Annotated in this window: 10 protein-coding genes; 7 read left to right on the plus strand and 3 right to left on the minus strand. The window is 73.6% G+C overall.

Annotated elements, in window-relative coordinates; genetic code table 11:
- A partial coding sequence (locus E1211_RS26880) for a glycoside hydrolase family 6 protein (protein ID WP_371686205.1) occupies positions 1–981 on the plus strand: 981 nt, incomplete at its 5' end.
- 100 nt (positions 982–1,081) lie between these two features.
- Here the strand turns inward: E1211_RS26880 and E1211_RS26885 are convergent.
- Entirely contained in the window at positions 1,082–3,268 is a 2,187-nt protein-coding gene (locus E1211_RS26885) for a bifunctional polysaccharide deacetylase/glycosyltransferase family 2 protein (RefSeq protein WP_132352150.1), read from the minus strand.
- Entirely contained in the window at positions 3,261–3,620 is a 360-nt protein-coding gene (locus E1211_RS26890; protein WP_132352152.1) for a hypothetical protein, read from the minus strand. The genes E1211_RS26885 and E1211_RS26890 overlap by 8 nt, the downstream gene beginning before the upstream one ends.
- A 19-nt stretch (positions 3,621–3,639) precedes the next feature.
- On the opposite strand from E1211_RS26890, the gene E1211_RS33055 reads away from it, so the two are divergent.
- The 3 genes from E1211_RS33055 to E1211_RS26905 are packed head-to-tail and all read left to right on the plus strand — an operon-like array spanning position 3,640 to position 7,377.
- Positions 3,640–4,185, plus strand: a complete 546-nt coding sequence (locus E1211_RS33055) for a hypothetical protein (protein ID WP_132352154.1) — start codon at positions 3,640–3,642, stop codon at positions 4,183–4,185.
- Positions 4,186–4,189: 4 nt separating this feature from the next.
- Positions 4,190–6,265, plus strand: coding sequence for a phosphate acetyltransferase (gene pta / locus E1211_RS26900; protein WP_132352156.1), 2,076 nt, complete (start codon positions 4,190–4,192; stop codon positions 6,263–6,265).
- On the plus strand, positions 6,262–7,377 hold the full coding sequence (locus E1211_RS26905; protein ID WP_132352158.1) for an acetate/propionate family kinase: 1,116 nt from the start codon (positions 6,262–6,264) through the stop codon (positions 7,375–7,377). The genes pta and E1211_RS26905 overlap by 4 nt, the downstream gene beginning before the upstream one ends.
- Before the next feature lie 4 nt (positions 7,378–7,381).
- On the opposite strand, the gene E1211_RS32750 is transcribed toward E1211_RS26905, so the two are convergent.
- Complete coding sequence (locus tag E1211_RS32750) at positions 7,382–7,555, minus strand: hypothetical protein (protein WP_165947353.1); 174 nt, start codon at positions 7,553–7,555, stop codon at positions 7,382–7,384.
- A gap of 154 nt (positions 7,556–7,709) precedes the next feature.
- On the opposite strand from E1211_RS32750, the gene E1211_RS26910 reads away from it, so the two are divergent.
- The 3 genes from E1211_RS26910 to E1211_RS26920 all read left to right on the plus strand — a co-directional run bounded on the left by E1211_RS26910 (position 7,710) and on the right by E1211_RS26920 (position 10,188).
- Entirely contained in the window at positions 7,710–8,594 is an 885-nt protein-coding gene (locus tag E1211_RS26910; RefSeq protein ID WP_132352160.1) for an alpha/beta hydrolase, read from the plus strand.
- Between the two features lie 37 nt (positions 8,595–8,631).
- Entirely contained in the window at positions 8,632–9,153 is a 522-nt protein-coding gene (locus E1211_RS26915; protein ID WP_132352162.1) for a nucleotidyltransferase domain-containing protein, read from the plus strand.
- Positions 9,154–9,222: 69 nt separating this feature from the next.
- A complete protein-coding gene (locus E1211_RS26920; RefSeq protein ID WP_132352164.1) occupies positions 9,223–10,188 on the plus strand; it encodes a chlorophyllase in 966 nt (321 codons plus the stop codon).
- Positions 10,189–10,286: the final 98 nt, after the last annotated feature.

Here is a 10,286-nt window from a genome sequence, read left to right on the forward strand (position 1 = left end):
GCCCTCACCCTCCTCCTCACCGGCTGCGGCAGCGGGCCCACGCCGCCGCCGGCGGCCCCCACCGGTCCGCCGATCTCCGCGCCACCCCCACCGCCGGTCTTCTACGTCGACCCCGACAATCCGGCCGCCCAGGAGGCGGCGCGCCTCGACGCGCAGGGCCGGGCCGACGACGCCGCGCTGCTGCGCCGGATCGCCACCCGCCCGACGGCGAAGTGGCTGACCGGCGACGAGGACTCGGTGCGCGACGAGGTGAACGAGTTCCTCGAAGAGGCGGAGCTGGCCGGCCAGACGCCGGTGCTCGTCGCGCACAACGTGCCGGAGCGCAACTGCGGCCGGGACGGCAGTGGGGGCGCTCCGAGCGCCGCGGCGTACCAGGGCTGGATCCGGGAGCTGGCGGCCGGCATCGACGGCCGGCCGGTCATCGTGGTCCTCGAACCCGGGGCGGTCCCGGACGCCGTCGACGGCTGCCCCCGGGACGTCCGCGGGCGACTCGCCCTGCTGCGGGACGCCGTAGCCGTGCTGCGCAGCACGGGCAGCGCCCGGATCTACCTCGACGCCGGCCACCCCGCCTGGATACGGGACGTCGGCGCGCTCGCCGCGGCTCTGCGCAAGGCCGGCGTCGAGGAGGCGGACGGGTTCGCGCTCAACGTGGCGAACTTCGTCGGCACGGACGAGAACGTCCGCTACGGCCACCAGATCTCCGACAAGCTCGGTGGCGAGATCCGGTTCGTCATCGACACCAGCCGCAACGGCAACGGTCCGTATCCGGCCGCGACGGTGAGCGGCGCGCCCAGTTGGTGCAACCCGCCCGGCCGGGCGCTGGGCGCGGAGCCGACGGCCGACCCCGGGCCGGACCGGGTGGACGCGCTGCTCTGGGTCAAGTACCCGGGCGAGTCGGACAGCGACTGCCGCCCCGGCGAGCCGGAGAGCGGCGAGTGGTGGCCCGAGTACGCCCTGGGGCTGGCGCGCAACGGACGCTGACCGTCGCGGGGCCCGCGGACGCTGACCGGCGCGCGGGCGGCGCGCGAACCCGCGGACGTCAACCGGCGCCGACGCCGACCGGGGTGCGGCCCTGCGGGCGTCAGCGGCTCCCGGCGGAGAGGCCGGGTTCCAGGCCGGTACGGCGCAGCTTCTGCCAGCCCAGCCGGCCCCCGGTCAGCGCGGTGACGACCGACTGGACCATCACCAGGTACATCAGCTGCCGGTAGACGAACTGCTGCAGCGGGAGGACCCACAGGACGCCGAGTTTCTCGCGATCCAGGCGAAACGCCACGGCCGCCGTCACCATCTGCACGGCCAGCATGATCAGCCAGGCCACCGCCGTCGCGGTCCGGTCGAGGAAGAAGAGGCCGTAGAGGGCCAGCAGGTCGATCACGGGCGCCATCAACGGCAGCAGCACGCCGAAGAGGCTCAGGAAGAGCAGGCAACGCCGGGTGTACCGACCGGAGGCACCACGGTCGAAGAGCGAGCGGCGGTGCTTCCACATCGCCTGCATGGTGCCGTAGCTCCACCGGTACCGCTGTTTCCAGAGCTGGCCCATGGTCGCGGGCGCCTCGGTCCACGCCCGGGCGTTCTCCTCGTACACCACCTTCCAGCCGGCGCGTCCCATCGCCATGGTGATGTCGGTGTCCTCGGCCAGCGTGTCGTCGCTCATCCCACCGGCGTAGCGCAGCGCCTGCCGGCGGAAGGCGCCGATGGCGCCGGGGACCGTGGACATGCACCGCAGCGTCTCGTAGAGGCGGCGGTCGAGGTTGAACCCGATGACGTACTCGATGTGCTGCCACTTGGCGATCAGGCTCTTGCGGTTGCCCACCTTGACGTTCCCGGCGACGGCGCCCACCTGCCGGTCGGCGAACGGCTGCACCAGCCGCCGCACCGAGTCCCGTTCCAGGACCGTGTCGCCGTCGACCATCACGATCAGCTCGTGCCGGGCCAGCGCGACCCCGGTGTTCAGGGCGCTGGACTTGCCGCCGTTCGGCTTACGGACCACCCGGACGTTCGGCAGCCCCAGGCCGTCGACGATGTCCGCCGTCCCGTCGGTCGAACCGTCGTCGACGACGATGACCTCGATGCCGCCCGGGTGATCACCGTCGGCCAGGGACCGGACCGCCGCCTCGATCCCTTCCTTCTCGTTGTAGGCGGGGACGATCACCGACACCGGGTCGGTCACCGGCGCTCCCCAGGCCCAGTCCGGCGAGCGGCGGCGGCGGGCGTGCCGGGCCGCGAGCACGAAAAGCATGACGGTACGCCCGATGGTGAGCGCGCCGACGAGGACGAAGAGGATCCCGAAGAGGCCGAGCATGCCGTCGGCGCCCTGCACGGCCCAGACGAGGAACCGGCCGCGCCACCGGTCCGCCGTCGAGGCCACCGGGTTCCCGACCACCCGCTGGTCGACCCCGGCCGCCGCCAGGGCCAGGTTCAACCCCTCCGACACGGTGGTGAACCGGTAGCCCCGTTCCTTCATCAGCGGGATGAAACGGTCCAGCGCCGCCACCGTCTGCGCCCGGTCGCCACCGGCGTCGTGCCAGAGGGTGATCGTGCCGGAGTAGCCGGGCGGCACGGCGTTGGCGATCACCTTGTCCACCCCGGGCCGCTCCCAGTCCAGGCTGTCGGTGTCGTTGAGCACCGTGAGGTAGCCGAGCTGACCGGCCTCGGTCACCAACGGCCAGTCCCGGTCGTCGATGGCGTTCGCGAAGGAGGAGTACGGGAAGCGGACCAGTGAGGTCTCGACCCCGGCCGCGCTCGCCATCGCCAGCTGGGTCTGGGCGTACTCCAGCCGTCGCCGCCAGCCGGGCAGGTTGGCCAGGTCCGGGTGGGTGAAGGTGTGCACCCCGAGTTCGTGCCCCGCGACGGACATCTCACGGACCAGCTCGGGATGCCGGGCCACCTGCGAACCCATCACGAAGAAGGTGGCCTTGACGTCGTACTTCCCCAGCACCCGCAGGATCTCCGGGGTCCACGTCGGGTCCGGGCCGTCGTCGAAGGTGAGCGCGATGGTCCGGGCCGGAAGGCGGTAGGAGCGGACCTTTCCGTCGGCGGCGCCGATGATCGGCCCGCCGTCCACCACCTCGGCGGGGACCCGGCTCTGGTCGTGGTCGGTGTGCTCGCGGTCGGGCACGAAGGCGGCGTTCGCGTACGCCCCCACGAAGAGCACACCGGCCAGGACGACGAGCAGCATGGCCAGCACGGCCCAGCTGGGCGACGGCACGACCCGGCGCACCCGGCGAACGGCGGGGGGAGGAGCGACGTCGGAGAGCTGGTCAGCCATGCGGCTCGGTCACCGACGCCGTGGTGGAGGCGGGCGGCTGCCCCTCGACGGCCGACGACGGTCCGGCGGGGCTCGACGCGGGGACGCTGGTGCTGACCTCGGGCGCAGGCTCCGACCCGGTCGGGGTGGGATCCGGGATCGCGGCCGGTATCGGTGGCGGCTGCCAGGGCTGCTTCGTCGACTCGACGAAGGGGAGGATGGAGCCGGGACTCACCGACGCCCCGGCGAAGCTCGCCCCGACGAGCCCCGTGTAGAGCAGCCCCAGCAGCCCGAGGGCGTACGCGACCAGCCGCAGCCGCGACCGTCGCCGTCCGGTCGGGTCGACGAAGACGGGCGGGAGCCGCGGAATCACGGCCATCAGCATGGTCGGTGTGTCGACGCGCCTGGTGGCGGGCGTGATGATGACCGTCGTGTCGTCGGAGACCGGCGCGGCGAGGGCCGGAGCCCGGCGTGAGGCCGACACCGCGGGCTTGATGATGATCGTCGTATCGTCGGAGACCGTCGCCGCCGCGGCCGGAGTCCGAGTCGAGGACGACACGACAGGCTTGATGATGATCGTCGTATCGTCGGAGACCGACGGCCCGACCGGGGTCCGGGCCGGTTCCGGCACGGCGGGCAGGGCCTGCCCGGCCGGGGAACTCCCGGTCGAACTCTCCGGCGATTCCTGCACCGCCGTCGAACTCTCGGCCGCGGCCTCGTTCGAACTCCGTGTCAGGGCCTGGACGACGGTCGGGCGGTCGGTCACAGGTGGCGAGTCTAGCGAGGGGTCTTCATGTCCGTACGGCCCACCACCGCCGATGTCGATCCCACCGAACGGGCGCCGCGAACAGCCGGCTGACCAGGCATTCTTGCACCCGCCCGGCAGTGGTCGACCCTGGGCTCGACCCGACGGGACAGACCGCGATCTTGTAGCGTGAGGTCGTGGCGCGGAGTGTGTACCTGACCAGCGTGGGTTCCGGCGGTGGGAAATCGACAATCGCGCTCGGGCTGGCCGAACTGCTCTCCCGCCAGGTCGGCCGGATCGGCGTGTTCCGTCCGCTGATCGCCGGCACCGGTCCCGACCCGATCCTGGCCCTGCTCAGCGAGCGCTACCGGGTCGACCTTCCCCTGCCGGACCTGGCCGGAGCGACGTACGCCGAGGCCACCGCCCTGGTCGCCGACGGCCGCCGCGAGGAGCTGATCTCCCTCATCGTCGAGCGGTACCGGGCCGTCGAGCGGCGCTGCTCGGCGATGGTCGTGGTGGGGAGTGACTTCGACGACACGGGCGATCCGGCCCGCCCCCGGGAGCTGGCGTTCAACGCGCGGCTGGCCACCGAGTTCGGCAGCGTCGTGGTACCCGTCGTGGACGGTTTCGGCCAGGAGCCCGCCGCCATCGCGGCAGCCGCCCGAGGCGCGTACCACGACCTCGCGGACCTGGGCGCCACCGTGCTCGCCGTGATCGCCAACCGGGTGCCCGAGCCGATGGCCCTGCCCGAGCTGCCGGTTTCCGCGTACGCCATCCCGGAGGTGCCGAGCGTCTCCGCGCCGACGGTGGCCGAGGTGGCGGCGGCGCTCGACGCCACAGTGCTCGCCGGTGACGAGGCGGCGCTCAGCCGGGACGTGCTCGACTTCGTGGTGGGAGCGGCGCACGTGCCGACCCTTCTCGACCACCTGACCACCGGGGCCCTGATGATCACGCCGGGCGACCGCGCCGACCTGCTCGTCGCGGCGAGCGCCGCGCACGTGGCCGGGCAGGTCTCCCTGGCCGGGTTGGTGCTCACCCTCGGTGAGCGGCCGGACCCTCGGGCGATGCGGCTGGTGGAGCAGCTCAACACCGGCCTCGCCGTGCTCTCGGTGGGCACCGACAGCTACGACACGGTGGCCGCGTCGAGCCGGATCGAGGGGCGGCCGAGCGCCGACAACCTGCGCAAGGTCGAGGCGGCGCTCGGCGCGTTCGAGGCGAACGTGGACACCGCCGACCTGGCCGGCCGGCTCCGGGTCAGCCGGTCCGAACGGGTCACGCCGCTGATGTTCGAGAACGAGCTGATCGACCGGGCCCGCACCCAGCGCCGCCATGTGGTGCTGCCGGAGGGGAGCGAGGAGCGCATCCTGCGCGCGGCGGAGATCCTGCTGCGCCGGGGCGTCGCCGAGCTGACCCTGCTGGGCCGCCCGGACGAGATCGCCCGGCGCGCCCGGGAAGTCGGCGTCGACGTGGGTGACGCGCACGTCGTCGACCCGACGACGAGCCGGTGGCGGGACGAGTTCGCCACCGAGTACGCGGCGCTGCGCGCCCACCGCGGCGTCTCGGCGGAGCTGGCGCACGACATCGTGGCCCAATCCAACTACTTCGGCACCCTCATGGTGCGGGCCGGCCTCGCCGACGGCATGGTCTCCGGTGCGACGCACACCACCGCCGCCACCATCCGCCCCGCCTTCGAGATCATCCGGACCGTGCCCGGCGTCACGGTCGCCTCGAGCGTCTTCTTCATGCTGCTCGCCGACCGGGTGCTGGTCTACGGCGACTGCGCGGTGAACCGCGACCCGGACGCCACCCAGCTCGCCGACATCGCGATCTCGTCGGCCGACACGGCGGCCCGGTTCGGCATCGAGCCCCGGGTGGCGATGCTGTCGTACTCGACCGGCAGCTCAGGGGCGGGCGCGGACGTGGAGAAGGTCGCCGCGGCCACCGCCCTGGTCCGTGAACGCCGGCCGGACCTGCTGGTGGAGGGTCCCATCCAGTACGACGCGGCGATCGATCCCGCCGTCGCCGCCACGAAGCTGCCCGGCAGCGCGGTCGCCGGCCGGGCGACGGTCTTCATCTTCCCGGACCTGAACACCGGCAACAACACCTACAAGGCGGTGCAGCGCTCCGCCGGGGCGGTGGCGGTCGGGCCGGTCATGCAGGGTCTGCGCCGCCCCGTCAACGACCTCTCCCGAGGGGCTACCGTGCCGGACATCGTCAACACGGTGGCGATCACCGCGATCCAGGCCGCCGTGCCGGCCGAGGAGGTCGAATGAGCCGGGTGCTGGTGCTCAACTGCGGGTCGTCGTCGGTGAAGTACCGGCTCTACGACGGCGACGAGGTGCGGGAGAACGGCACGGTCGAGCGGATCGGCGAGCCGGGCGGCGGGCCCGCCGATCACGAGACCGCCGTCCGCCAGGTCATCTCCGGCCTGGACCTGACCGGTCTGACCGCGGTGGGCCACCGGGTGGTGCACGGCGGTACGCGCTTCGGCGAGCCGGTGCGGATCGACGAGAAGGTGCTCGCCGCGATCCGTGACCTGGTGCCGCTGGCCCCGCTGCACAACCCGCCCAACCTCGCCGGCATCGAGGTGGCCCGTGAGGCGCTGCCGGACGTGCCGCAGGTCGCGGTCTTCGACACCGCGTTCCACCGCACGCTGCCCGAGGCCGCCGCGACGTACGCCGTGGACCGGGACACCGCGAAACGCTACGGCGTACGCCGGTACGGCTTCCACGGCACCTCGCACGCGTACGTCTCCCGGCGCACCGCCGAACTGCTCGACCGCCCGTACGACGAGCTGAACACCATCACCCTGCACCTCGGTAACGGCGCGAGCGCCTGCGCGGTCGCGGGCGGCCGGAGCGTGGCGACCTCGATGGGCATGTCGCCGCTGGAGGGCCTGGTCATGGGTACCCGCAGCGGCGACCTGGACCCGACGGTCATCTTCCACCTGCGCCGCGAGGGCGGGCTCTCCGTCGACGAGATCGACGACCTGCTCAACCACCGCAGTGGTCTGCTGGGGTTGGCCGGCGCCAACGACATGCGGGAGGTGCTGACCCGCCGGGCGGCCGGCGACCCGGCGGCGGCCCTCGCCTTCGACGTCTACTGCCGCCGCATCACCGGTTACGTGGGGGCGTACTACGCGCTGCTCGGCCGGGTCGACGCGATCACCTTCACCGCCGGCGTCGGTGAGCACGCCGCACCGGTGCGGGAATCGGCCCTGGCCGGGCTGGAGCGCCTCGGTATCACCGTCGACCCGGCGCGCAACGCGGGGAAGGGCGACCGGGTCATCTCGCCGGACGCGGCCGAGGTCGCGGTCTGTGTGGTCGCCACCGACGAGGAGCGGGAGATCGCCCGCGCCGCCCGTGAGATCGCGGGGACGGCCTGACCGCTCAGCCGACCGCGACCCAGACGGCGACCGCGACCAGCACCACGACCACCACTGCCGCGCCGACGATCATCGGTACCCGGCTGGCGGTGGCCGCCGGCGCCGCCGGCTCCGGGGTGTGGGCGAAGGCGCGGAACGCCTCGGTGTTGCCGCTCGGGTCGGTGTAGTTCTCAGACATGCGGGTGACCCTAGCGAAGCCGATCCGGGCCGGTGGTCCCGCATCGCCGGCCCGGGCCCGGGCCGGGCGGTGGAGAGCGACCCGGCCACCGGGTGGACCGGCGGGAACCGGACGGCGGGGACTTTGGCCGGCCACGGGCCCCTACCGTGAAACCATGGGGACGAGGCGGCTGCTCGCCGCGCTGGTGACGGTGCTCCTCGCCGGGTGCGCGCCGGCCGGGGCCGTCACCGGGGAGCCGGCCCCGACGCGCCGGGCCCCCGAGGGAACGTACGCCGTCGGCGTGCGTACGTTCACCCTCGACCCGGGCTCGGCGCGTCCCCTGCCGGTGACCGTCTGGTACCCGGCGCAGGGCGGCGCGGTCGCCGCCGGACGGTTCCCGGTGGTGATCTACAGCCACGGGCTGGACAGCCTGCCCGAGCTGCACGCGGGGCTGACCAGCCGTTGGGCGGGGGCGGGCTTCGTGGTGGCCGCGCCAGCCTTCCCGCACACGCGGCGCGGCGCGGCCCGGTTCAGCAGGGCGGACGTACGACGCCAGCCGGCCGACTGCTGGCGGCTGATCCGGCACCTGGTCCGCCTGGACTCGCGCCGGGACGACCCGCTCGCCGGGCACCTCGACGTGGCCCGATTCGCGGCGGCCGGCCACTCGGCGGGCGGCTACACCACCGCTGGGATGTTCACCCCGGACCACTCCCCCCGACTGCGCGCAGGCGTGATCGTCGCGGGCGGCGGGATGGCGGGCGGCCTCGCGGGACAGCCCGCACCGCTGCTCTTCGTGCACGGCACCGCCGATCCGATCGTGCCGCCGAAGGTGGGGCGCGCGGCGTACGATCGCGCTCCCGGCCCGGCTGCCTTCGTCAGCGTGCTCGGGCAGGGCCACGGCGAGTACCTCATCCCGGGGAAGCCGGGCTTCGACCAGGTCTTCGCCACCATGACGGACTTCCTGCGGTGGACGCTCTACGACGACCGGGCGGCCCGTGACCGCCTCCCCACCGACGCGAACTCGTCGCTGACCCGGTACGAGTCCCGCCGGCCCTTCTGACCCCACCGGGAGCCGGGTCCGGTTGTACGGTCGGCGGGTGGACGGGCTCACGGAGCGGCAGTTGGCAAGCGTCGACGAAGTGGTCGAGGTGGCCGCGGCGGTCGGCGTCGAGGTGTGGCTGCGCGGCGGCTGGGCGATGGACTTCCACCTCGGCCGGGTGACCCGGCCGCACGTCGACGTCGACTGGTACTGCTGGCGCGCGGACGTGGAGCGCCTGGCCTCGTCGCTGATCGGCCGTGGTTGGCGGCCCGACCTCCGGATGCCGGTCGGGGTGCAGCTGGACCTGTTCCGGGGCGACGTCGAGGTGAGCTTCGCGTACCTGGCCCGGGACGCCGCCGGCCGGGTCAAGGTGGGCGCGGGCCCGTGGGCGGGGACGCCCCTTCCGGCGGGGATGCTGGACGGCCCGCCCGGGAGGATCGGCCCACACACCGCACCGGTCATCTCGGTGGCGGCGCAGATCGAGTTCAAGGAGATGTTCCCGGTCTGGATGCCGGAGCACCCCCGCCGACCGAAGGACGCCGACGATGTCGCCCGCCTGCGGGCGTCCCTCATCGCGTAGCGGCCGGTCGGCGCACGGTCAGCCCGTTACCCGGCCCGCGCACCCGGCAGTCCGGGCACAATCGGTCTCATGTCCCGTCGCGGTAACGCTGCCCTGCTCATCGCCGCTCTCCTGGCGGCCGCGGTGGGGGGCTGTTCCGGGAAGGCGCCCACCGCCGAGCGGCCGCACCCGCCGGACCGGTCGACGAGCGCCACGCCGGCTCCCCGGGTGCCCGAGGGCAGGGCGCCCACCAAGGACTTCGCGGTCGGTGTACGACAGCTGAAGCTGAACCGCGACGGCGACCGCCCCCTTCCGCTGACCGTCTGGTATCCGGCGGCCGGGGAGGCCGGGGGCGATCCGGAGCGCTCCGCCGCCGTGGCGGACGGGGAGTTCCCGGTGGTGATGTTCAGCCACGGGCTGGGCGGTCGGCCGGACGACTACGCGGCCCTGCTCACCCGCTGGGCGGCGGCGGGTTTCGTGGTGGCCGCGCCGACCTTCCCGCACACCTCCCGGGGCGCCGACGGGAACGTGCTCGACGTGCTCAACCAGCCGGCCGACGTGTCGTACGCGCTGACCCACGTGCTCGCGCTCGACGCCGCCGCGGGTGACCCGCTGCGCGGCCGGCTCGCCGCCGACCGGGTGGCGGCGGCCGGTCACTCGGCGGGCGGGGTGACCACGGTCGGCCTCTTCACCGCCGGGCGCGACGAACGGTTGGACGCCGGTGTGGTCTTCGCCGGCACGTCGCTCGGCGTGGGTACGGCGTTCGCCGGCGCGACCGCCCCGCAGCTCTTCGTGCACGGCGAGCGGGACGAGGTGGTCGAGTACGCGGCGGGCAAGGCCGTCTACGACGCGGTGCCGTGGCCGAAGGCGATGCTCAGTCTCACCAGGGGTGACCACGGCAGGGCGCTGCTCTCCGACGGCGCGGCGCTGCGGGTCGTCGCGGAGACCACCGTCGACTTCCTGCGGTGGTCGCTCTACGGCGACGCGGCGGCCAAGGACCGCATCCCGACCGACGCCACCCGCGGCGGCCTGGCCACCTTCGACAACCACCTCTGACCACCCCACCGGCCCCGCCCCGGTCTCGCGCACTTTCACGCAAAGCGTGGCTATTCGGCGCGGCGTGGCCACGCTTTCCGTGAAAGCTGTCTCTTATA

The organism is Micromonospora sp. 15K316 (genome assembly GCF_004348525.1).
Lineage (GTDB): Bacteria > Actinomycetota > Actinomycetes > Mycobacteriales > Micromonosporaceae > Micromonospora.